At 71.9% G+C, this 20,980-nt stretch carries 21 protein-coding genes, 1 tRNA gene and 1 other RNA gene; 19 read left to right on the top strand and 4 right to left on the bottom strand.

Annotation, left to right across the window (positions count from 1 at the left end):
• Positions 1-57 precede the first annotated feature (57 nt).
• From IZR02_RS12695 to IZR02_RS12670, 6 genes are all read left to right on the top strand, one after another.
• Positions 58-1,395, top strand: a complete 1,338-nt coding sequence (locus tag IZR02_RS12695) for a carbohydrate ABC transporter permease (RefSeq protein WP_025104230.1) — start codon at positions 58-60, stop codon at positions 1,393-1,395.
• Positions 1,395-2,363 (top strand): carbohydrate ABC transporter permease, encoded by a 969-nt coding sequence (locus tag IZR02_RS12690; RefSeq protein WP_025104231.1) that lies wholly within the window; start codon positions 1,395-1,397, stop codon positions 2,361-2,363. The genes IZR02_RS12695 and IZR02_RS12690 overlap by 1 nt, the downstream gene beginning before the upstream one ends.
• A 122-nt stretch (positions 2,364-2,485) precedes the next feature.
• Positions 2,486-3,856: a cystathionine beta-synthase gene (locus IZR02_RS12685; RefSeq protein WP_062765045.1), complete on the top strand. Its 1,371-nt coding sequence runs from the start codon at positions 2,486-2,488 to the stop codon at positions 3,854-3,856.
• 54 nt (positions 3,857-3,910) lie between these two features.
• A complete protein-coding gene (locus tag IZR02_RS12680; RefSeq protein WP_062765042.1) occupies positions 3,911-5,077 on the top strand; it encodes a cystathionine gamma-synthase in 1,167 nt (388 codons plus the stop codon).
• Positions 5,078-5,124: 47 nt separating this feature from the next.
• Positions 5,125-5,766, top strand: a complete 642-nt coding sequence (locus IZR02_RS12675) for a phosphatase PAP2 family protein (RefSeq protein ID WP_231729495.1) — start codon at positions 5,125-5,127, stop codon at positions 5,764-5,766.
• Between the two features lie 18 nt (positions 5,767-5,784).
• Positions 5,785-6,387 (top strand): GNAT family N-acetyltransferase, encoded by a 603-nt coding sequence (locus tag IZR02_RS12670; RefSeq protein ID WP_157544377.1) that lies wholly within the window; start codon positions 5,785-5,787, stop codon positions 6,385-6,387.
• Between the two features lie 52 nt (positions 6,388-6,439).
• On the opposite strand, the gene IZR02_RS12665 is transcribed toward IZR02_RS12670, so the two are convergent.
• Positions 6,440-6,527: transfer RNA gene (locus IZR02_RS12665), tRNA-Ser, on the bottom strand.
• A 165-nt stretch (positions 6,528-6,692) separates the two neighbouring features.
• Between IZR02_RS12665 and mpaB the strand changes: the two genes are divergently transcribed.
• From mpaB to trhO, 12 genes are all read left to right on the top strand, one after another.
• A complete protein-coding gene (mpaB, locus tag IZR02_RS12660) occupies positions 6,693-7,760 on the top strand; it encodes a daptide biosynthesis RiPP recognition protein (RefSeq protein WP_231729494.1) in 1,068 nt (355 codons plus the stop codon).
• Positions 7,757-9,016 (top strand): daptide-type RiPP biosynthesis aminotransferase, encoded by a 1,260-nt coding sequence (gene mpaD / locus IZR02_RS12655; RefSeq protein WP_025104237.1) that lies wholly within the window; start codon positions 7,757-7,759, stop codon positions 9,014-9,016. The genes mpaB and mpaD overlap by 4 nt, the downstream gene beginning before the upstream one ends.
• Entirely contained in the window at positions 9,013-9,918 is a 906-nt protein-coding gene (locus tag IZR02_RS12650; RefSeq protein ID WP_217316483.1) for an iron-containing alcohol dehydrogenase, read from the top strand. Before mpaD ends, IZR02_RS12650 begins: the two co-directional genes overlap by 4 nt.
• Before the next feature lie 271 nt (positions 9,919-10,189).
• The gene (gene mpaA1 / locus IZR02_RS18040) at positions 10,190-10,324 is read left to right on the top strand and encodes an MpaA1 family daptide-type RiPP (protein ID WP_255218700.1); all 135 of its coding nucleotides are present in this window, start codon (positions 10,190-10,192) and stop codon (positions 10,322-10,324) included.
• A gap of 43 nt (positions 10,325-10,367) precedes the next feature.
• A complete protein-coding gene (mpaA2, locus tag IZR02_RS18035; protein ID WP_257721411.1) occupies positions 10,368-10,493 on the top strand; it encodes an MpaA2 family daptide-type RiPP in 126 nt (41 codons plus the stop codon).
• 10 nt (positions 10,494-10,503) lie between these two features.
• The gene (mpaA3, locus tag IZR02_RS18030) at positions 10,504-10,623 is read left to right on the top strand and encodes an MpaA3 family daptide-type RiPP (protein ID WP_301178377.1); all 120 of its coding nucleotides are present in this window, start codon (positions 10,504-10,506) and stop codon (positions 10,621-10,623) included.
• Positions 10,624-10,691: 68 nt separating this feature from the next.
• A complete protein-coding gene (gene mpaM, locus IZR02_RS12645) occupies positions 10,692-11,504 on the top strand; it encodes a daptide-type RiPP biosynthesis methyltransferase (RefSeq protein WP_025104239.1) in 813 nt (270 codons plus the stop codon).
• Positions 11,501-13,186, top strand: a complete 1,686-nt coding sequence (gene mpaP / locus IZR02_RS12640; protein WP_157544375.1) for a daptide biosynthesis intramembrane metalloprotease — start codon at positions 11,501-11,503, stop codon at positions 13,184-13,186. Before mpaM ends, mpaP begins: the two co-directional genes overlap by 4 nt.
• Positions 13,183-13,905, top strand: coding sequence for an ATP-binding cassette domain-containing protein (locus IZR02_RS12635; protein WP_115642562.1), 723 nt, complete (start codon positions 13,183-13,185; stop codon positions 13,903-13,905). The genes mpaP and IZR02_RS12635 overlap by 4 nt, the downstream gene beginning before the upstream one ends.
• Complete coding sequence (locus IZR02_RS12630; protein WP_025104242.1) at positions 13,902-14,630, top strand: hypothetical protein; 729 nt, start codon at positions 13,902-13,904, stop codon at positions 14,628-14,630. Before IZR02_RS12635 ends, IZR02_RS12630 begins: the two co-directional genes overlap by 4 nt.
• Positions 14,627-15,358 carry a hypothetical protein gene (locus IZR02_RS12625; RefSeq protein WP_062765034.1) on the top strand — a complete coding sequence of 244 codons (732 nt, stop codon included), beginning with the start codon at positions 14,627-14,629 and terminating at the stop codon, positions 15,356-15,358. The genes IZR02_RS12630 and IZR02_RS12625 overlap by 4 nt, the downstream gene beginning before the upstream one ends.
• Positions 15,359-15,387: 29 nt before the next feature.
• Positions 15,388-16,296, top strand: coding sequence for an oxygen-dependent tRNA uridine(34) hydroxylase TrhO (gene trhO, locus IZR02_RS12620; RefSeq protein ID WP_025104244.1), 909 nt, complete (start codon positions 15,388-15,390; stop codon positions 16,294-16,296).
• Positions 16,297-16,315: 19 nt separating this feature from the next.
• On the opposite strand, the gene IZR02_RS12615 is transcribed toward trhO, so the two are convergent.
• Genes IZR02_RS12615 through IZR02_RS12605 form a run of 3 tightly spaced genes read right to left on the bottom strand, consistent with a single transcriptional unit; the run spans position 16,316 to position 20,757 of the window.
• Positions 16,316-18,580 carry a transglutaminaseTgpA domain-containing protein gene (locus tag IZR02_RS12615; protein ID WP_025104245.1) on the bottom strand — a complete coding sequence of 755 codons (2,265 nt, stop codon included), beginning with the start codon at positions 18,578-18,580 and terminating at the stop codon, positions 16,316-16,318.
• Positions 18,567-19,757, bottom strand: coding sequence for a DUF58 domain-containing protein (locus IZR02_RS12610; protein WP_025104246.1), 1,191 nt, complete (start codon positions 19,755-19,757; stop codon positions 18,567-18,569). The genes IZR02_RS12615 and IZR02_RS12610 overlap by 14 nt, the downstream gene beginning before the upstream one ends.
• Positions 19,758-19,767: 10 nt before the next feature.
• A complete protein-coding gene (locus IZR02_RS12605) occupies positions 19,768-20,757 on the bottom strand; it encodes an AAA family ATPase (RefSeq protein WP_025104247.1) in 990 nt (329 codons plus the stop codon).
• A gap of 116 nt (positions 20,758-20,873) precedes the next feature.
• Between IZR02_RS12605 and ffs the strand changes: the two genes are divergently transcribed.
• An RNA gene (ffs, locus tag IZR02_RS12600) (signal recognition particle sRNA small type) lies at positions 20,874-20,970 on the top strand.
• Positions 20,971-20,980: the final 10 nt, after the last annotated feature.

Below are 20,980 nucleotides of genomic sequence, written 5' to 3'. Positions count from 1 at the left end.
CCCGCTCCACCCATCCATACTGCGCGGGAACCCAGCACGATCCAGAAGGGGACGTTCATGTCGCACGCGACCATCGAGAAACCCGTCGAGGCTGACGCGCCGCCGACGACGCACGGCACCGACGAGAAGGGGAGGAAGACCACACGCACGATCCTCGCGATCGGCTTCGTGGTCGTCGTCGCGCTGGCTCTCCTCCTCGTCTTCACCGCCCCGACCGAGGAGTCCTCGCGGATCACGATCGGGTTCTCGCTCAACAGCTTCTTCCTGTGGCTGGGCGGTCTGAATCCGCTGGTGCAGATCCCCGCCGTGCTGCTCGTGTTCGGCGTGGTCGTGGCGATCATCCTCGTGCTGATCGAGTTCGCGCCCCGCCCTGGTCGCGGCTACTTCATCATGCGGCTGGTCGCGTGCCTCGTCATCCCGGTGCTCGCGCTGCTGCTGCTCCGTCCCTACGCGAACGCCGTCGTGTACGTCGTCGCGATCGCGCTCCTCGTCGGGGCGCTCCTCTTCTTCGCGGACTTCCGCGCGCGGCAGGGAGCGGGCTATCTCTTCCAGCTCGTGCTGTTCATGGCCCCGGCGGCCATCATGCTGCTGCTCGGCCTCATCTACCCGGCGATCTCGACGATCTTCAAGTCCTTCTTCGACAAGACCGGCGACGAGTTCGTCGGGCTCGAGAACTACATCTGGGTCTTCACCAACCCGGTCGGCACGTCGTCGGTGATCAACACCATCATCTGGGCGCTGCTCGCTCCGGTCATCTCCGTGGTCATCGGCCTCGCCTATGCCGTCTTCATCGACAGGGCCCGCGGCGAGAAGTTCCTCAAGGTGCTGGTCTTCATGCCGGTGGCGATCTCGTTCGTCGGCGCCGGCATCATCTGGAAGTTCATGTACGACGCCCGGCAGGGTGACCAGATCGGTCTCCTCAACGCGATCGTGACCGCTTTCGGCGGCGACCCCGTGCAGTGGCTGGCGATCAAGCCGATCCTCAACACGCTCATGCTGCTCATCGTGTTCATCTGGACCCAGACCGGCTTCGCCATGGTCATCCTCTCGGCCGCGATCAAGGCCGTGCCGGTGGAGCAGATGGAGGCGGCCGAGCTCGACGGCACGAACGCCTGGCAGCGCTTCCGCAACGTGACCGTGCCCGGCATCCGGTCGTCGCTGATCGTCGTGCTCACGACCATCACGATCGCCTCGCTCAAGGTGTACGACATCGTCGCCGTGATGACCGGCGGACGGGACGAGACCAGCGTCCTCGGCTTCGAGATGGTCAACCAGCAGCAGCGGTTCCAGAGCTACGGGCACTCGTCGGCGCTCGCCGTCGTGCTGTTCCTGTTCGTGTTGCCGCTGATCATCTACAACGCCCGATCGATGGCCAAGCAGAGGGAGATCCGCTGATGAGTGCAACGCAGGCCACCGTCGTGGACAACCGCACCAAGCGCCAGGTGGCGCGGGACACGCGCCGCAACGAGGCGACCGCCCACAAGAAGCTGACCTCGAAGGGGGCGACGATCGCGGCCGCGGTGATCGCGCTCTTCTGGACGATCCCGACCTTCGGTCTCTTCGTGACGTCGTTCCGCCCGGGCGCCGACACGCAGAACAGCGGCTGGTGGACGGTCTTCTCCAACCCGGAGTTCACGTTCGACAACTACGTGCAGGCGTGGAACTCGGGCGGCACCTCGACGACTCTCGCGACGGCGTTCATCAACTCGCTGGCGATCACGATCCCCGCGACCGTGTTCCCGATCGTGATGGCGTCGCTCGCCGCGTACGCGTTCGCATGGATCGACTTCAAGGGTCGGAACATGCTCTTCATCTTCGTGTTCGCGCTGCAGATCGTGCCGCTGCAGATGGCCCTCGTGCCGCTGCTGAGCCTGTTCTCGGACGGGCTGACGATCAACGACGTGCCGATCTTCCCCGGGTTCGGGCTGAACGAGGTGCAGTACAGCTTCGCCCGCGTCTGGATCGCGCACGCGATCTTCGCGCTGCCGCTGGCGACGTTCATGCTCCACAACTTCATCTCCGAGATCCCCGGCGAGATCATCGAGGCGGCCCGCGTGGACGGCGCCGGACACGGTCAGGTCTTCTTCCGGATCATCCTGCCGCTGGCGGCTCCGGCGATCGCGTCCTTCGCGATCTTCCAGTTCCTCTGGGTGTGGAACGACCTGCTGGTCGCGACGATCTTCGCCTCGCCCGGTGCCCTGCCGATCACGCAGGCGCTGAACTCGCTCTCCGGGACCTGGGGGAACAAGTGGTTCCTGCAGTCCGCGGGAACGTTCATCTCGATCATCGTCCCGCTGATCGTGTTCTTCGCCCTGCAGCGCTTCTTCGTGCGCGGCCTGCTGGCCGGCGCGACGAAGGGCTGACCCTTCGACGGGCTCAGGCCCTTCGACAGGCTCAGGGACCCAGGTTTCTGGGTCGCTGAGCCTGTCGAAGCGGCGCTGAAACACAGCCCCGCAGGCGAGGGCCCGCGCCGTACCCTGAACAGATGAAGTACGCAGACTCGATCGTCGACCTCGTCGGCGACACGCCCCTGGTGAAGCTCCAGCACGTCACCGAGGGCATCGCGTGCACGGTGCTCGTGAAGCTCGAGTACCTGAACCCGGGCGGGTCGGCGAAGGATCGGATCGCCGCACGGATCATCGACGCCGCCGAGGCCGCGGGCGATCTGCAGCCGGGGGGCACGATCGTCGAGCCCACGAGCGGCAACACCGGCGTCGGGCTCGCCCTTGTGGCGCAGCAGCGCGGCTACCGGTGCGTCTTCGTGCTCCCGGACAAGGTGGGCGAGGACAAGATCGACGTGCTCCGCGCGTACGGTGCGGAGGTCGTCGTGACCCCGACCTCCGTCCCGGCGGACAGCCCGGAGTCGTACTACAGCGTGAGCGACCGGCTGGCACGGGAGATCCCCGGGGCCTTCAAGCCGAACCAGTACGAGAACCCGAACGGGCCGCGCAGCCACTACGAGACGACCGGGCCGGAGATCTGGCGCGACACCGACGGGCGCGTCACGCACTTCGTCGCCGGCGTGGGGACGGGCGGCACGATCACCGGTACAGGACGCTACCTGCGCGAGGTGTCCGACGACGCGGTGCGCATCATCGGCGTCGACCCCGAGGGCAGCGTCTACAGCGGCGGCACCGGTCGGCCCTACCTCGTCGAGGGCGTGGGCGAGGACATCTGGCCCGGCGCGTACGACCCCGCCGTCCCGCACGAGATCGTCGCGGTCGGCGATGCGGAGTCGTTCGCGATGACGCGGCGCCTGGCCCGGGAGGAGGGCATCCTCGTCGGTGGCTCCAGCGGCATGGCCGTCGTCGGGGCGCTGCGGGTGGCGAAGGACCTGCCGGCGGACGCGGTCATGGTCGTGCTCCTCCCGGATGGCGGACGCGGCTACCTGGGCAAGATCTTCAACGACGGCTGGATGCGCTCCTACGGGTTCAGCGAGGTGGAGGAGGGGGAGACGGTCGCCGACGTGCTCGCCGCCCGGGCCTCCCGCCACGGCCTCCCCGACCTCGTGCACGCGCACCCCACCGACACGGTGCTCGAGGCGATCGGCATGATGACGGAGTACGAGGTCTCGCAGCTCGTCGTCCTCAGCGCGGAGCCGCCGGTGATGATGGGCGAGGTCGTGGGCACCGTCGACGAGAAGGGCCTTCTCGACCTGCTCTTCCGGGGCGACGCCGAACCGAGCGACGCCGTCGGCGCACACGTGGGGGAGCGGCTGCCGCTCATCGGCATCCACGCGTCGGTCGCGCAGGCACGGGCCGCGCTCGCCGACGCCGACGCCCTCCTCGTCACCGAGGACGGCAAGCCGCACACCGTGCTGACGCGACAGGACCTGCTCGGCTACCTCTCCCGGTGACGCGGGACGTAACAGGCCGGCACCCGTCGGAGGGCCCGGACGTAGGCTGAGGGCATGTCCGACCACGACCACGACCACGCCTTCGCCACCCGAGCCATCCACGCCGGACAGGCGCCCGACCCGATCACCGGGGCGATCATCCCGCCGATCTATCAGTCGTCGACGCACGTGCAGGACGGCATCGGCGGCTTCCGGGACGGCTACGAGTACAACCGTGCGGGCAACCCGACGCGCTCCTCGCTGGAGACGCAGCTCGCCGCTCTCGAGGGCGGGGTCGGGGCGCTGTCGTTCGCGTCCGGTCTCGCGGCCGAGGACGCGCTGCTGCGCGGCATCCTCAAGCCCGGCGACCACGTTCTCCTCGGAAACGACGTCTACGGCGGCACCTACCGACTGCTCACGAAGGTCCTCGCGCCCTGGGGGATCGACACGACCACGGTCGAGCTCTCCGACGTCGACGTGATCCGCGCGGCGATCCGTCCCGAGACGCGCATCGTGTGGCTGGAGACGCCGAGCAACCCGCTGCTGAAGGTCGTCGACATCGCGCTCATCGTCGAGGTGGCGCACGCGGCCGGTGCCCTCGTCGTGGTCGACAACACGTTCGCCTCGCCGGCTCTGCAGCAGCCGCTCGCGCTCGGCGCCGATCTCGTCGTGCACTCGACGACGAAGTACCTAGGCGGGCACTCCGACGTCCTGGGCGGTGCCGTCGTCTTCGGTGACGACCGCTTCGTCGAGGCCGTGAAGTTCCAGCAGTTCGCGGTGGGTGCGGTCTCCGCGCCTCTGGACGCCTGGCTGACGACCCGCGGCATCAAGACCCTCGCGGTGCGGGTGCGCCAGCACTCCGAGAACGCGCAGGCCATCGCCGAATGGGCCCAGGCGCGGCCGGAGTTCGCGCAGGTGTTCTATCCCGGCCTCGCGTCGCACCCCGGTCACGAGATCGCGGCGCGGCAGATGAGCGGCTTCGGCGGCATGCTGTCGCTCGGTCTCGCCGCGGGTGCGGACGCCGCCCGGGCCTTCGCCGAGAGCACCCGCGTGTTCCAGCTCGCCGAGTCGCTCGGCGGCGTGGAGTCGCTCATCGGCTACCCGCCGGAGATGACCCACGCGTCGGTCCGCGGTACCGAGCTCGCCGTCCCGGAGAACGTCGTGCGTCTCTCGGTCGGCATCGAGGACGTGGCCGACCTCATCGCGGATCTCGAGGAGGGTCTCGCCCGCATCGCCCGCTAACCGGCACGGCGACCCGCGATCGCGGGGGCGTCCGTCACAATGGGACGATGAATCGACGGATGCTGCTGTGGTGGGGCGTCGCCTGCCTCGTCCTCGCCACTGCCCTCGGCGCACTCGTCGTCTTCGTGTATCCGCAGACGCCGGGGCTCGACCAGTGGTGGAACGACACGATCGCCGCGGTCCGCGCGGACTGGATGCTGAGCTTCGCCCTCGCGCTGAACTGGATCGGCGGTGGCTGGGTCGCCATCCTCGCCGTGCCGCTGGCGACCATCGCCGTCCTGGTGCTCCTGCGCCGATGGCGGGGGGCGCTGTTCGCCGCGTTGTGCTTCCTCGTCAGCGCCGGTGCCGTCCAGCTCCTGAAGAACGTCTTCGGCCGCGCCCGCCCGCACGACATGCTCGTCGTGAGCGACTACGGCTCGTTCCCGTCCGGTCACACCGCGAATGCGGCGACCATCGCCCTGGTGCTCTGGGTGCTCTTCCCGCGGGTCTGGGTGGCGATCGTGGGGGCGGCCTGGATCGTGCTCATGGCCCTGTCGCGCACCTTCCTGTCGGTGCACTGGGCCACGGACACGCTCGGCGGGGCGTTCGTCGGCGCCGGCGTCGTCCTCGTGCTCGCCGCCTGGCTGGTGCCGTGGGTGCGACGCGACGTCGAGGCGACCGCCCGCGCCGATAGGCTGAGCGGAACCTGACCCGTCCGAGGAGCCCCCGTGTCGCGCATCCGTCCCTACCGTCCGACCGATCGCCCGGCGATGTTCGAGATCTGCCTGCGGACGGCCGACGCCGGGGGAGACGCCACCGGGGTGCTGTCCGATGACGAGCTGTGGGGGAACCTCTTCGCGGTGCCGTACGTCGAGCGGCACCCGGACCTCGCCTGGGTCGTGGAGGCCGAGGACGGGCGCACCATCGGCTACATCGTCGCCACCGACGACACCGACGCCTTCTACGCCTGGTTCCGCGACGAGTGGTGGCCGGGCCTGCACGCGCGCTATCCGCGATCGGCGGACCCGCAGACGCGCGAAGAGAAGCTGATCGAGTACGGCTACACCAGGGAGCCGGGGGTCGAGCCGCATGCCGCCGAGTACCCGGCGCATCTGCACATCGACCTGCTGCCGGAGACCCAGGGGCAAGGACTCGGTCGCGGTCTCATCGAGACGCTCTTCGCCGAGCTGCGTCGGCGCGGTGTCCCGGCGCTGCACCTCGGCATGGACCCCGCGAACTCCGGCGCGGCCGCGTTCTACGAGCGGCTCGGCATGACCGTGCTCCCGTCCGCGCCCGGTGGTCTGACGTACGGGGTGCGCTTCGAGGGCTGACGCCGCCCGAAACGAGAGAAGACCTCCGCGATGCGGAGGTCTTCTTCGTCTGTGGCGGTGACGGCGGGATTCGAACCCGCGGTTGCTTGCACAACACACGCTTTCCAAGCGTGCTCCTTCGGCCGCTCGGACACGTCACCAGGGAACAACCTGTCCATCCTATCCGATGTCCCGGGGGCCTCGTGACATACCGGCGATCCAGGCCTGCGGTCGTGAAAGCTATTATATTGCACCTCGTCAGAGGCCTGTATATCTTCATATGAAGACGCAACGGCGTCAGACGGATCCGGTTCTCTGGGGGGATCATGGGGACGAGTGCGACGACGGCACGGCAGAGCGACGGGTCGATGGGCGAGGACCCGCTCCTCGGGCCGCAGGCCCTGCGGGCGTGGGTCACGGGCGGGCATGCGGCACGCGGTCGCGTGTTCCTGCGCGAGGCGGAGACCGGCGCTGACGCCCTCGCGGCTGCGGCCGACCCCGAGGACGTGATCCTCGAGCCCGCAGGATCGGTGCCTCGGCCGGGGGCGGCGCGGGTCGTCGGCTACGGAGGACGGCTCGCCGACCTCGGCGACGAGCTCTTCCTGGGGGAGCGCGGCGTCGAGCTCCAGGACTACATCGCGGCCTCCTTCGTCCAGATCGTCGGACCGACGGCGATGCGCTTCTTCGACGAGGCGAGCTGGCGTGCCTTCCTCGACGACGCCGATCTCGCGCGCGGCACCGGAGTCTTCGCCGCGGCCATGCTCGACCCGCGGGTGCTGCTCGCGGACCGCTCCGCTCTCGCGCGGCCGCAGGAGGTGGAGGCTCCGCGCGCCCTCCGCATCGACGCGGACGGCGGTGTGCATCTCGGAGTGCAGGGGGAGGCGATCGGCCACGTGGACGACCTCCCTGCCGCCCTCGGGAAGGCCCTGCCCCTGGCGTCGGCGCTGGGCGGCGTGCCCGGCTCGGCGAACCTCATCGTCGAGCTCGACCGCCGGCCGTGGCTCCGCCGGTACCTCGACGCGGCCGATCTCCGGAAGATGCTCCGCCTGCCGAACGGCGCCGCTCGGATCGCGGGCTTCGGGTGGGCGCTCCTGGATGACGATCTCGCGGACGCGGAACCCTTGACCGACGACCCGTTCCTGCTCGACACCGCCGAGGGGTTCCTGCTCGCCGATGTCCGGACGCTCCGCCGGCACCTCCTGTCCCCGCTGACCGCTGCGGTGGTCGACGCGATCCAGACCTCGAGCACACGCGGACGTGCGGCGGCGCGCGTGGCCCGCGCCTGCGGAGTGCCCGATGCCCACGCGCGGCATCTGTGCCTGGAGGCGCTCGCCGCGCTCGGAGTCCACCTCGGTGCGGGGATCGAGGACACCTCGGGGGGAGGAGCACGATGAGCGCGCCGCACGCGCTGTGGACGTCGATGCTCCCCGCCGACACCGCCTTCCCTCCGGATCGGGTGGCGGTCGGCGCCTCCGGGCATCGCCTCTTCTACGCCGACGGCTCCGACCGCCTCTGCGCGACCAGCGGCCTGTGGAATGTGCCCCTCGGCTTCGGCAACCCGGCGGTGACCGAGGCCGTGAGCAGGGCGACGCGCGACGCCTCCTACCTCTCGCTGTTCCGCGCCCCGCACCGGTACGCCGAGGACGCCGCCGATGCCCTCATCGCCCTCGCGGGTTCCGAGCGCTACCGGCGGGTGATCTTCTCCACCTCCGGCGGGGCGGCCAACGACGCCGCCATGAAGCTCGCCCGGCAGTACTGGGCGCAGCAGGGCGCGGGCTCGCGGTCGCTCGTCGTCGGCCTGCGCGGCAGCTATCACGGCACGATGTACGGCAGCCACGTGCTGAGCGGCGACGACCTGCTGCAGTCGGTCTACGGCGTCGACCGGCGCACGGTGCGGCACGTGTCGCACGCCGACGACGGGGCGGAGCTCGAAGCGCTGCTGGAGCGTGAAGGCTCCCGCGTCGCCTCCGTCGTGGTGGAGCCCGTCCTCGGCAGCGGAGCCCATGCCTTGTCCGCCGTCTTCGTCCGTCGTCTCCTGGAGCTGAGGGAGCGGCACGGGTTCCTGCTGGTGGCAGACGAGGTGGCGACCGGTTTCGGGCGCACGGGCGCGATGTTCGCCACCGACCGCTGGGCGGCCGCGCCGGACGTCCTCCTCGTGTCGAAGGCGCTGACGAACGGGGCGATGGGAGCGGCGGCGCTCCTCGTCGGCGACCGCATCGCGACGGCGTTCGCCCGCGGCGGATGGACGTTCGTCCACGGGGAGACGCAGGCGGGCACGCCCGCCTGCGCGGCCGCGGTCCTCGCCGTGATCGACGAGCTCCGCCGCATCGACGTCGAGGCCACCACGCAGGCCCTGGCGTCGACGCTGCGCCGCCTCGCGCGGACCTGGCAGGAGGACGGGATCGTCACCGACGTCACCGGCAGCGGCTGCTTCGTCGGGGTGGGGCTCCGCGGCCCGGACGCGTCCCCGCTCTCCGGGACCGACGTCCTGGAGGTGGTGTCCGCCATCGCCGACAGCGGCGTCGTGGTGCACCCCGGTCCGAGCTCCTTCCAGCTCATCCCCGGCTACGGCTTCACCCCGGCGGAGGTGGCCGAGACCGACCGGGCCGTGCGAGGCGGCCTGGCACGGGTGCGGGAGGCGGCGGCATGACCGTGCCGTTCACCGCACGCGTCCCCACGCTGTGGCACGGGCCGCGCGCACGAGAGACGATGGCGGCTCTGACAGCGGGACGCGACACGCTGGTGATCGCCGACGCGGCCGTCGCGCGCCCGCTTCCCGCCGCAGCGTCCGCCCGGACGATGACGGTGGACGCCTCGGGGGTGGACGAGCTCGGCGTCGTCCTGATCGCCGACGAGCTCGTCCGACGACCGCCCGAGGTCATCGTGGCCGTCGGCGGCGGAAGCGTCCTCGATGCGAGCAAGATCGCGGCCCTCGCGCTCAGCCGCGGACGCCTCCTGGACTTCGCCCTGCGGCACGCGGCGACCTCGGCGCTCACGATCCTGCCCGACGCGCCTCCGCCGGTCGACATCGTCGCGATGCCGACGACGCTCGGCACGTCGTCGGAGACGAACAGCGTCGCCATCCTCCGGAACCGCTGCGGAGCCCGGCTCCTCGTCGGTCGCCCGCTGCGTCCGCGCCACGCCGTCCTCGATCCCGACCAGCTCGCCACGCTCACCCCTGCTGCCGTGCGAGAGGGAGCGCTGGAGGCGTTCCTCCGGGTGGCCGGCGCCTCGACGAGTCCACGGACGGCGCGGGCCGACCGCGACGCGCGGATCCTCGGTCGGGCGCTGCTCGAGGCGGCCGCGCGGGACGTGATGTCGACGACGGGACGACTGCGCCTCGCGCGGCTCAGCGCCGCGACCCAGCGCACGGCCGCCCTCCGCGGGTCCGATCCGTACAGCGCCCGCCACTGGTACCTCGCGAACGAGGTCGCCTTCCATCTCGGCGTCCGCAAGATGCCGGCCACGGCGGCGGTCATCGCCGCCGTCTGGCGCCGGATCGGTGCGGGCGATCCGCGCTGGGGCGACCGCGGCAGCCTCGACGCCTTCTAGGCCGGCGTCGCGGCGGGGACAGCACTGCCTCGTGACCCGGCCGCCGGCATCGCCGCCGTCGTCGATCAAGGAGGGCTCCCGTCACCGCCGCGCCCGAGCGCACGGGAGATCGATCGGATCGCCGCCGCCGTGGAGACGGCGTGGGGGGATCACCGCCCCATGCTGCGCGGAGTCCGCGCCGCGGACGTCCGCGCTGTGCTCCACGACTCCCGGTGGAGCCCGTCCCCGGTCGGCGATCGCCGGCCCGAGCAGCGGAGAGGAGGTGATGGGAATGAACGAAAGCACGGAGATGAGCATCCGGTTCCAGGAGCTCGACCCGATGGAGGCCCCCAGCTGGGACAGCTTCTACCAGGGCGTGATCGGCGCGCTGGTCCTCATCGGGATCGGTGCGGCAGCCGCCACGTGATGCCGTCCGGCAGCACCCGATCGGAGAAAGGAAGGAGGGACGCATGACCGCAGCACTGCCGGCGCTCGAGTTCACCGAACTCGAGGCCATGGACGCGCCGGGCGATGCCGATGACTACATCCGCGGCTTCGCCGTGGGCGTGATCATCGGAATTCTCGCTCTGACCTAGGAGGTGCACTGTGCAGTCCACGTCGCTGGAGTTCCTGGAACTCGAACAGATCGACACCCCGCTCGAGTGGTGGGAGCACGCGAGCTACATCATCGCGATCATCGGCGGAGCCGCCGCCATCGCGACCTGACAGCGGGTGCGGGCGGGATCGTCCGCCCGCACCCCCCGACCATCCAGCCGAGGAGAGGCGATGCACGGATGACGTCCCTGATCACCGAGACCGTGGCGGCACGGCTCGACCTCGTCGGCGCGACCGCCAGGGCACAGGACCTGTACGCCGGAGCCGGCACCGACTTCTACGACCGGCTCGTCGGCCCGGACCGAGCCGAGATCCGCGAGGTCCTGGGGCTCGCGCACACGGCCTCCGGACCCGTGCTGGACCTCGCCGCGGGCAGCGGACGGCTGACGATCCCGCTCGCACGCTCGGGGCATCGCGTCACGGCGGTGGATCTCTCTGCGGACATGCTCGCGCGTCTCCGCGGCGCCGTGCCGCACGGGGCGACCGTCGAGTGCGTCGTGGCGGACATGCGCGACCTCGCGCTCGGCGAGCACTTCGGCCTCGTCGTCCTCGGGGCGACCTCCATCACGCTGCTCGATGGCGAAGACCGGGCGCGTCTCTACGCGGGCGTTCGACGTCATCTGGCCTCCTCCGGCGTCTTCGCCCTCACCATCGCGGACGGGGCGTCGGCGGACGCTCTCGTACTCCCGACCGACCGCGAGATCACGGTCCCCGGCAGCGCGGGAGACGAGCCCTACCTCTTCGCGCAGCAGATCGAGGACGACGGCGCCGTGCGGCTGGTCAACTGGGTCCGCCTCGCGGACATCGCCCCGCGCGCGGAGGTGCCGGTCCTCACGAGTCGCCTGCACGTGCTGAACCCCCGACTCCTCGCCGACGAACTCGTCGAGGCCAATTTCGCGGTGCCCGAGACGTCCCCGGTGCGGACGCCCGTCGGTGTGGAGATCCTCCTCCTCACCACCACCCGCGCCGAGGATGGAAGGGGCGGGCGATGACGACGGCAGGGCCACGAACCGTGTGGCGACGTCGCGGACGAGGGCGGGACGCCCTCACCGCCGAGTCGTGTCCGATCCTGGCCGCCGGCGTCGCGTTCGAGCCGACGGCGGAGGGCTCCGGGTGGCTCGCCACTGTCCAGGGCGTGCCGTCGGCGCGGCTGTCCCGACCGGTCGTCGACCTGCTGACGGCGATGGACGGCCGCACCGCGGTCTCCGCGCTGCGTGCCCGTTTCGCGGCGGGGGAGACCGATGAGAGCGTGCTGCGACTGATGGAACGCTTCCGCGACACCGGGCTCCTGGACGGGGGTGCGTCCCGGCTGCCCGGTCGTGTCACGTATCGACCGCCGTTCACCGTGCAGTTCGCGACCCTCCGCGCGTCCGCGCTCTTCGCGCGTCTCGACCGTGTGGTCGTGCCCGTCCCGCATCGTGCGGTCCTCGCGGTCGTCGCCGCGGTGGTCGGTGCCGGGACCGTCGGCGCGGCCCTGCACCTCGGCGAGCTGGGTGCCGTGCTCGCTCGTCCGGTGCCGCTCGCCGGCTTCGCCCTCGTCGTCGTGGCGCTCGGCCTCGCGACCCTGGTCCACGAGACCGCGCACGGGCTCACCCTCACCCGGCTGGGAGGCCGGCCGCGGCGCGCGGGGTTCATGCTCCTGTACCTCACGCCCGCCTTCTTCGTCGATGTCACGGACGGCTGGCGGCTCCCCGACCGACGGCATCGTGTGGCGATCGCCCTGGCCGGCCCCGCCGTCCACGCCACGGTGGCGGCGGTGGCGATGCTCGCCGCTCTCGCCCTGCCGTCGTCGGCGGCCCGCGAGACACTGCTGCTCCTCGCGATCTCCTGCACGGTCGTCGTGCTCGTGAACCTGATCCCCTTCGTGCGCTTCGACGGGTACCTCGCCCTGATGAGCGCCCTGGACGAGCCGAATCTCCGGAGGAGGTCGATCCGCGACGGCGCGGGCTTCCTCGCCCGCCTCGTGTTCGGGGCGCCGCGGCAGCCGCGGGCGCTGGAGCGGTGGTGGAGCGTGCCGTTCGGTCTCTGCTGCCTGGCGGCTCCGGTCATCATGGTGCTGTTCGCGGTCGTCCGGACCGCGCAGCTGCTCGACGGAGCCGGCCCGGCGGCGAGCCTCTTCGTGCTCGCTCTGGAGGCCGTCGTGGTCGTGGCGGGCGTCGTCCTCCTGGTGCGCGCTCTGGTCCGGATGTGGCGATCCGGTGCCTCGCGGTTCCGCCTCGTCGGCGTGACCGCCGCGCTCGCGGCCGGAATCGTGGCCGCCGGCATCCTCGTCCCGGTCCCGACGGCCGCGGTGCTGGGGTTCTCCGTGGACGACGACCGGGTGGTCCTGGTGCGGGGCGGACGGGATCCCGGCACCCGCATCCCGGACGGCGCCCCGGTCGTCTTGTCGACGCGGGGCATCCTCGCCAGCGAGTACCGCGGCGAGGGGACGATCAGGACCCGACCTGCGACGGAGACCGAGGTGCCGGTCGAGGCGCTCTTCCCGGTCAGGACGCCCGGGGCATCGGTCCCGGCGACGGCCGTGGCGGAGGTGGAGGTGTCGGGGGAGCGCAGCGCCCTCCCGGCAGCGGGACAGGCGCGCGTGCAGCTCGGCACGGCGCCGCTCTGGCAGGCGCTCTGGGCGGCGGTCGCGTCGCCGCTGGCAGCTCTCACGAGCGAGGAGGAGAGAGGATGACCATGAATCAGCACGCCATCGAGGTACGCGGCCTCACGAAGAGGTTCGGACGCCGCACCGCTGTCGAGGATCTGTCGTTCGCGGTGCCCCGCGGGGCGATCGTCGGGCTTCTCGGCCCGAACGGCGCGGGGAAGTCGACGACGCTGCGGGCGATCGTCGGTCTCGTGCGGCCGACCAGCGGCGAGGCCGTGATCGACGGGGCGCCGTTCGGGGCGCTGGACAACCCGGCCGCGCACGTCGGCGTCCACATGGACGGGTTCGGCTTCGAGCCCGGCATCTCCGGGCGACGGCACCTGGAGATCTGCCGACTCGCAGCCGGTGCGCCGCGCGGCCGCGTCGACGAGGTGCTGGACGAGGTGGGCCTCGCCGCCGATGCGCGCCGCCGCGTGAAGACCTACTCGACGGGTATGGCGCAGCGGCTGGGCCTGGCCGCGGCGTTGATCGGTGGGCCGCGGACGCTCATCCTCGACGAGCCGGCCAACGGTCTGGATCCCGACGGCATCCGCTGGCTGCGCGGGTTCCTCCGCGGTTTCGCCGAACGCGGCGGCACGGTGCTCGTCTCCAGTCATCAACTCTCCGAGCTCGAGCAGGTCGTGGACGAGGTGGTCGTGATCAAACGGCGCGCGCTCTTCGCCGGGAGGCTGGACGACCTCGTCACGGGCGGGGCCGACTCGCTCGAGAGCCGATACTTCGATCTCGTCGAAGGAGCCCCCGCATGAGCGGCGTGATCCGGGGCGAGCTGCTGCGCGCGGTGAGCGGGCTGTCGATCCTGGCCGTGTACCTCGTCGCGGTCCTCATGCCGGCCTTCGTGCTCTTCTCCGACGGCTCCCGTCTCGCAGTGGACGGCCTCGACGCGGGCGCGGCGACAGCCCGGCTGCTGGAGCCGCTCGCGTGGTCGGTCATCTCGGCGGCGTTCGTCGGCGCGTACCCCGTGACGCGGGAGTACTACTACGGCTCCATGGACCGGACGCTCACGGCGGTCGGGTTCCGCCGCGCCTTCCCGGGGAAGCTGGTCGCCGGCGTCGTCATCGCCCTCGCGCTGGCCGTGGTCGTCATCTTGCTGTGGATGCTCGGCATCTCCGTCTTCCTCGCCCGGCACGGGCTCAGCCTCATGTTCACGGCGGAGGCAGGGCGCATCGTCGCGGGGGCTCTGGGCGGCGTGGTCCTCGGCGCCCTCATCGGCGGAGCGATCGGCTGGATCACCCGGAACTACTACGCGACGGCGATCATCGTCCTCGTCTTCCCGATGGCGCTGGAGTTCGCGATGCTGCGGACGGCGCCCGAGATCGCGCGGTTCTCGCCGGGAATGGCCATCGCGGCGCTGAGCGTGCCGGAGTACCAGGGCCGACTGCTCGCCTTCGCGCCCGCCCTCGCCATCGGGACGGCGTGGGCGGTCGGCCTCGTCGCGCTCGCCGCCGTCCGGGGACGCCGGAGCGTCGCGTGATCGGTCGAGCGTTGCGGGCACAGGCGCGGGGCGCGGCCGGGGACGTCGTCCTCTTCGGGGTCGCGCTGGCGGCCTTCCTGCTGTCCCTCTCCCTGGCGACGAGCATCCCGGCGGAGCTCGCCGAGGCCCCGTCGGCGGCCCGGGAGGAGCTCGTCGCCCCCTTCGACGCCGTGCTCGCGACCTACGCCGGCATCCTCGCGGCCGTCTACGGCTCCTTCCGCTACACGATCGACCGGCGGGACGGCGTCGTCGCGCAGCGGCTGATGCTGGAGTCGCGGTGGGCGATGCTCGTCGTCCGCGTGCCCGCCGCGGCGCTGGGCGGCGCGGTCGTGGCGGTCGCCGCGGTGGTCGGCGGGCACACGGCGCTTCTCGTCACCCTGGGCGGCGTCCCCGTGCACGCGTCGGCCGTCGCGTCGGCTGTCGCCCTCGGTGCGGCCGCGGCGCTGTGGGGTCTGGGGGTCGGCATCGTCGTGCAGGCGCATCTCGCGGCGCTCTTCGTCGCCGCCCTCTCGATGGGGGTGGGCCTCCTCGCGGCGATGTTCTGGAGCGCCGGCGCCGTCTACCTGCCGCTTCCCGCCCTGCTCGACGCCTTCCGGTTCGACGTGGCCGCCCTGGGCATCCCCGCGGGCGAGGGGCTCGGGCCGGCGGCGGTGCCGATCGCGGCGGGCTGGATCCTGCTCGCGGTCGGGGCGGGAGCGGTGGTGTTCCTGCGGCGGGACGTGAGCTAGCGCGACGGGAGGCGACGTAAGATTCCTGGGTGTCCACCCCCAAGATCGTCCTCTTCTACGCGTTCACCCCGCTCGCCGATCCGGAGGCCATCCGCGTCTGGCAGCGTGACCTCGGCGAGGCGCTGGGGCTGCGCGGACGGCTGCTGATCTCGTCGCACGGCGTCAACGGCACTCTGGGCGGGGACCTCCCGGCTCTGAAGAAGTGGGCGCGGTCGTTCCGCTCCTACGCCCCTTTCCGGGACACCGACATCAAGTGGAGCGAGGGCACCGGACTGGACGAGGCGGGCCGCAGCCTCGATTTCCCGAAGCTGAGCGTGAAGGTGCGCGACGAGATCGTGTCGTTCGGCGCCCCGGACGAGCTGCGGGTCGACGCGCACGGCGTCGTCGGCGGAGGGGCGCGGCTCACCCCCGACGAGCTGCACGCCCTGGTCGCCGAGCGCGGGGACGAGGTCGTGTTCTTCGACGGCCGGAACGCGCTGGAGGCGGAGATCGGACGCTTCCGCGGCGCCGTCGTGCCGGACACCGAGACCACCAGGGACTTCGTGCGTCTGCTCGACTCCGGCGTGTACGACGACCTGAAGGGCAAGCCCGTCGTCACCTACTGCACCGGGGGCATCCGCTGCGAGGTGCTGTCGAGCCTCATGGTGTCCCGCGGCTTCGGCGAGGTCTACCAGCTCGAGGGCGGGATCGTCCGCTATGGCGAGACCTATGGCGACGACGGCCTCTGGGACGGATCGCTCTACGTCTTCGACGGGCGCGGATCCGTCGACTTCTCGGACCACGCGCGGGTGATCGGCGTCTGCGCGGGATGCGGGGCGGCGACGAAGCGCACCGCGAACTGCCCCGACCCCTCCTGCCGGGCGCAGTTCGTCGTCTGTGCGGACTGCGACGCGGTCGCCTGCCCGACGCACGCGGAGCCGTCCGCCGCGCACCTCTGACCGCGGCGCACGCCGACCGTCAGACCAGGAGTCGGGAGTCGGAACCCCGCGGCGCATAGAGCGACCGCGGCAACAGCAGCGCCTCGGCCCGAGTCCCCCCGGCGACGTGCGCGCGGAGGCTGACGAGCACGGCCCGCAGGGGGACGGCGAGGTCGTCGGCAGCGGCAGACGTGCGCGCGTAGTTCGCGCGCTCCACCGCCGTGACCAACCGGCCCAACGCGGCCTCGTCCGCACCTGCCTCCCTGACGAGCCCGGCGGCACGTATCCGCGGGCTCTCCGCGTCCGAGACGGGGATCCGGAGGTCGATCAGGGTGTCTCGCAGCTCCGCCCACGCCGCGGCGGCGTCTCCGTGGGCGGCGCGACGCATCCGGAGGCGCCGCTCGAGGAGCCGGACGACGGCGGGGAGGAGGAGCACGATCACGACACCGAGTGTCGTGAGGAGGACCGGCGTCGGGTCGAGTCGGCGCAGCTCCCCGGAGTCCGTCGAGCCGGCATCCGCATCCCTCCGGTCGACCTCCGGCCCGGAGGTCTCCTCGGTCTGCGGAGCCGTCGTGGGTGCGGGGGTCGCCGGGCCGCTGCTGCTCCCGGCACCGGTGGTGCCGGCACGGAAGGCCGTGGGGACACCGAGCGAGGCGGTCGGCTCGAAAGGCACCCAGCCGATGCCGGGGAACAGCACCTCGGGCCAGGAGTGCAGCTGGTCGCTCGACACCGAGAAGATCGACTCGTCACCGCGCTTCTCGTCGGTGGGCGAACCGGGGAGGTATCCGACCACGATCCGCACCTGCATGCCCAGGCTCTCGGCCATGAGCGCGAAGGAGCCGGCGAAGTGCACGCAATATCCGGAGCGTTCTTCGAGGAATCGCGCCACGGCGTCAGCGCCGGTGCCGTCGAAGCCCTCGTCGACCGGCGTCTCCAGCGAGTACTCGAACTGCGACCGGAACCAGTCCTGCAGCGCGACGAGCCGGTCGTAGTCGGTCTCCTCGTCCGCGGTCACCTCGGCCGCGAGCTCGGGGATGATAGCCGGGAGCTCCACCTCCTCGTCCTGGTCCGTCTCGCGGGGCGGGGCCGCTTCCGTCGCACGGATCTGCTCCAGCGTCGGCGTCACGCGGAGCGAGGTCACGGTGTAGTCGTTGCCGACCGCGTCGGCGCGGCGGGAGAACAACGTGCGGTTCTCGGGCGAGACGCGCCACGCCGCGCTGAGCCCCTGCACGTCCGTGGCCGGATACGGCACGGGCAGCCAGGAGCTCGACATCCGCAGCACCCGGATCGAGGTCGTCTGCTCGGCGGCGGTCACGTCCTCGCTCCACTCCGCGTCGCCGAACCCGTCCGCCTGGGACTGGAGGTCGCCGCGGTCCGGCTGCCAGACGCGGCCGTCGAACCGGGAGAGCGTCGTGAGGCGGAGGTAGGGAGCGGTATCCGCCTCGGTGGCCACCGTCAGCACCTCGACCGGACTCGGCTGTCGGAGGTCGTCGCCCAGGCGCAGGGAGGCGTCGACCGTGACGCCGACCCCGGTCCCGGCGATGCTGGACGCGACCGGGAGCAGCGGGGTCACGAGGAGCGTGGTCGCGATGGCGGCCGCGCCGACGGAGACCGCGACACCCGCCGAGGCGCGGCGCGGGGTCTCGGGGTGCCGTCGCGCCGTGACCCGGAACAGGAGGAGGGCCACGACCGCCGCGATGGCGAACCAGGCCACGTTCGGCGGTCCCAGCGTCACGATCATCGGCACCGCGCCGACGGCCCCCAGCAGGACGGTGGCGAGGACGGCGGCCCGGTGGGCGAGGAGGTGGTCGAGCAGGATCGCGACGAGGGCGAAGCCCGCACCCAGGGCGGCCGCGAGCCCGGGGGAGGCCTCCAGCGGAGCCGAGCCGAACACGATCTCCTGGACTGCTGCGGAGCCGAGGGCCTGGAACAGCGTGAGCGTGTCGGACGTCGGCACCACCCCCGCGACGGCGGTGTCTCCCGCGAGGAGCAGGGTGAGGAGACCGACGGCCACGAGGAGCTGCGCGAGCAGGGCGACCAGCCCGACGACGGTCGCAGGACGGTCGCGCAGCAGATGCCGTACGAGCATGCCGGCGCCGATCACCACGACGACGACGAGGGTCACGACGAACGACCAGACCCCGGGGGCGATGACCGAGGTGAAGGGCCAGAGCGCGGTGAGCGCGGCGAGGGCGGCGAGGGCACCGAGGGCGAGGATCCCGGCCGGCTCCTCCCGATCGCGGTGCCAGCGCGGGCGGGTGCCGGTGGGCACGACGGCGGGCCGCGGCCGCTCATCCCGGAACATCGACGGCTCCCGTCCGTGCCGAGAGCGCGTCGTCCCATGCCTCGGCGACGTCGGTGCCCAGTCGCGCCACGGTCCAGCCGTGCTGTCGGGCGGCCTCCTCGGTGCCCGGCGGCGGGTCGGTGCTGAAGAGGAGCGGTGCGGCGGCGCCGGCGGGGCGGAGCAGCGCGGCGTCCTCCTCGTCCAGTCGGCCGGTCACGTAGACGAGCGGTCCGGGCGGTGTCCCGCCGAGCAGGGCGACGAGGTCGCGGCGCTCGCCGCGCGGCGAGACCATCGCCAGCGCGACCAGCAGGCCGTCCCGGTCGTCCTCGTGTCCGCGGAGGGCACCGAGGAGCGTGCCCGCGCTGTCCAGGACGTCGACGCTGTATCCCTCGGCGGCGAGATGGAGGGCGGCGGATGCGCACAGCGAGACCGCGGCCTCGAACGTCGGATCGATCTCCTCGGCATTCGCGGTCCACCCGCTGCCCGAGCGATCGAGCACGACGACGGCGTCCGGGCTCGACTCCTCCTCCTCCTGCCGGACCATGAGCTCTCCGCGGTGCGCGGTCGCCCTCCAGTGGATGCGGCGCATCGAGTCGCCGGGCGCGTATCCGCGGGGCGAGAGGTTGTCGCTGCCCTGGCCGAGCCGGGTGGAGGAGGTGTGCGCCGTGCCGCCCGCCGCGCCGATGCGGACGGCGAGCGGGGTCAGCGCGAAGACCTCCGGGACCACCGTGATCGTCCGCGTGTCGCCGAACGCCTGCTCCCGCTGCGCCAGACCGAACGGATCGACGGTGCGCAGCAGGAGCGGCCCCAGGGGCCAGACGCCGCGACGGACGCCGGTGACGAGGTAGCTGAGCTGCGGGGTGTCGGCGGGGTATTCGCCTCCCGAGTCGCCGGTGACGGCGGAGGGGAGGACATCGTGCCACAGCCCGTGCGGCACCCGGAGGGCCCGGAGCGTGAAGCGGACCGTCACGCGCGAGGTCTCCGAGACCGTGAGGAGGTCGGTCGAGATCTGCCGGGTGACCGTTCCGGAGCGGCGGGGGAGGCGGACGGCGAGAGCCGCGAACAGCGTGAGCGCGGCCAGAAGGACCCCGAGGTACAGCAGGATCCGCGCACCGAGGATGTTGGCCGCGATCACGCATCCGAGCGCGGCGATGAGCGCACCGGTGCCGCGCGGCGTGAGCAGTCGACGTCGGCGCATGGCGGTGTCCTCAGGAGCGGGTCGCGACGGGCACGCGCACGCGCTCCGCGATCTGGGTGAGCGCCGCCTCGACCGGCTGGGCACCCGCCCGATGCGCGCCGCGGGCGGGGAGCAGCCGATGGGCGAACACGGGGATCAGCAGGTCCGTGATGTCATCCGGGATGACGTAGTCGCGGCCGTCCAGCGCGGCCCAGACCTTCGCCGCGCGGACGAGCTGCAGCGTGGCCCGCGGGCTGGCGCCGAGGTGCAGGCTCGGGTCGGTGCGGGTGGCCTGGGCGAGGGCGACCGCGTACTCCTCGAGTGCGGGCGCCACGTGCACGGCCCGGGCCCAGGCGATGAGCTGCGAGATCGCGGTGGCGTCCGCGACCGGGGTCACGGTCGCCAGCGGGTTCACGACGTCACGCTGCCGCAGCATGAGGGCCTCGGCCGCGGGGTCGGGGTAGCCCATCGAGATGCGCATCATGAACCGGTCGCGCTGCGCCTCGGGGAGCGCGTAGGTGCCCTCCATCTCCAGCGGGTTCTGCGTGGCGACGACGAGGAACGGGTCGGGCAGCCGATGCGTGGAGCCGTCGACCGTGACCTGCCCCTCCTCCATGGCCTCCAGGAGTGCGGACTGGGTCTTGGGGGAGGAACGGTTGATCTCGTCGGCGATGACGATGTGGGCGAAGACGGCGCCGCGCTTGAACTCGAACTCGCGATCGACGGGGTTGTAGACCGAGACCCCCGTGACGTCGCCGGGCAGGAGGTCAGGGGTGAACTGGATGCGCCGGACGGTGGCGTCGACGGTCGCGGCGAGGGCGCGGGCCAGCATCGTCTTCCCGACGCCGGGCACGTCCTCGATGAGCAGATGGCCTTCGGCGAGCAGGCAGACGAGGGCGCTGCGCACGGCCTCGGGCTTCCCGTCGATCACCTGGCTGATCGAGCCGAGGATGGCCGCGGTCCGGGCGGCGAATCCGTCGGCGTCGATCGCGACCGGGCTCAGGGGGGCGTTCTCTGGCATGCGTTCCCTCTCGTCCGGCGCAACGATGCGCGTGCATCGATCGTACGCTCCGCACGGCCCGCGGGACCATGCCGGGCTGCGGTCGTCGGGTCCCGTCGGCGTCGGGTAGAGTGGACGACGGCTCTCCGCGTGGCGGCATCCAGGCCAATTCCCCCAGGGCGGAAACGCAGCAAGGGTAACCGGGCTCTGCTGGGTGCGCGGAGGGTCTTTTCTTTTGCCCGCG

Origin of the sequence: Microbacterium paraoxydans (assembly GCF_019056515.1) — a bacterium.
In the GTDB taxonomy this organism is placed as follows: domain Bacteria; phylum Actinomycetota; class Actinomycetes; order Actinomycetales; family Microbacteriaceae; genus Microbacterium.
Note: the sequence above shows the minus strand (reverse complement) of the source record. Positions and strands in the feature narration are given on the sequence as shown.

What these genes read in the sequence shown, in the direction of transcription:
- IZR02_RS12675 (WP_231729495.1), top strand. Translation starts at nt 5,125, where the DNA reads ATGAATCGACGGATGCTGCTGTGGTGGGGCGTCGCCTGCCTCGTCCTC.
- IZR02_RS12650 (WP_217316483.1), top strand. Translation starts at nt 9,013, where the DNA reads ATGACCGTGCCGTTCACCGCACGCGTCCCCACGCTGTGGCACGGGCCG.
- mpaB (WP_231729494.1), top strand. Translation starts at nt 6,693, where the DNA reads ATGGGGACGAGTGCGACGACGGCACGGCAGAGCGACGGGTCGATGGGC.
- mpaD (WP_025104237.1), top strand. Translation starts at nt 7,757, where the DNA reads ATGAGCGCGCCGCACGCGCTGTGGACGTCGATGCTCCCCGCCGACACC.
- IZR02_RS12685 (WP_062765045.1), top strand. Translation starts at nt 2,486, where the DNA reads ATGAAGTACGCAGACTCGATCGTCGACCTCGTCGGCGACACGCCCCTG.
- mpaA2 (WP_257721411.1), top strand. Translation starts at nt 10,368, where the DNA reads ATGACCGCAGCACTGCCGGCGCTCGAGTTCACCGAACTCGAGGCCATG.
- IZR02_RS12605 (WP_025104247.1), bottom strand. Translation starts at nt 20,757, where the DNA reads ATGCCAGAGAACGCCCCCCTGAGCCCGGTCGCGATCGACGCCGACGGA.
- IZR02_RS12630 (WP_025104242.1), top strand. Translation starts at nt 13,902, where the DNA reads ATGAGCGGCGTGATCCGGGGCGAGCTGCTGCGCGCGGTGAGCGGGCTG.
- IZR02_RS12690 (WP_025104231.1), top strand. Translation starts at nt 1,395, where the DNA reads ATGAGTGCAACGCAGGCCACCGTCGTGGACAACCGCACCAAGCGCCAG.
- mpaM (WP_025104239.1), top strand. Translation starts at nt 10,692, where the DNA reads ATGACGTCCCTGATCACCGAGACCGTGGCGGCACGGCTCGACCTCGTC.
- IZR02_RS12610 (WP_025104246.1), bottom strand. Translation starts at nt 19,757, where the DNA reads ATGCGCCGACGTCGACTGCTCACGCCGCGCGGCACCGGTGCGCTCATC.
- IZR02_RS12635 (WP_115642562.1), top strand. Translation starts at nt 13,183, where the DNA reads ATGACCATGAATCAGCACGCCATCGAGGTACGCGGCCTCACGAAGAGG.
- IZR02_RS12615 (WP_025104245.1), bottom strand. Translation starts at nt 18,580, where the DNA reads ATGTTCCGGGATGAGCGGCCGCGGCCCGCCGTCGTGCCCACCGGCACC.
- IZR02_RS12695 (WP_025104230.1), top strand. Translation starts at nt 58, where the DNA reads ATGTCGCACGCGACCATCGAGAAACCCGTCGAGGCTGACGCGCCGCCG.
- mpaA1 (WP_255218700.1), top strand. Translation starts at nt 10,190, where the DNA reads ATGAACGAAAGCACGGAGATGAGCATCCGGTTCCAGGAGCTCGACCCG.
- IZR02_RS12680 (WP_062765042.1), top strand. Translation starts at nt 3,911, where the DNA reads ATGTCCGACCACGACCACGACCACGCCTTCGCCACCCGAGCCATCCAC.
- mpaP (WP_157544375.1), top strand. Translation starts at nt 11,501, where the DNA reads ATGACGACGGCAGGGCCACGAACCGTGTGGCGACGTCGCGGACGAGGG.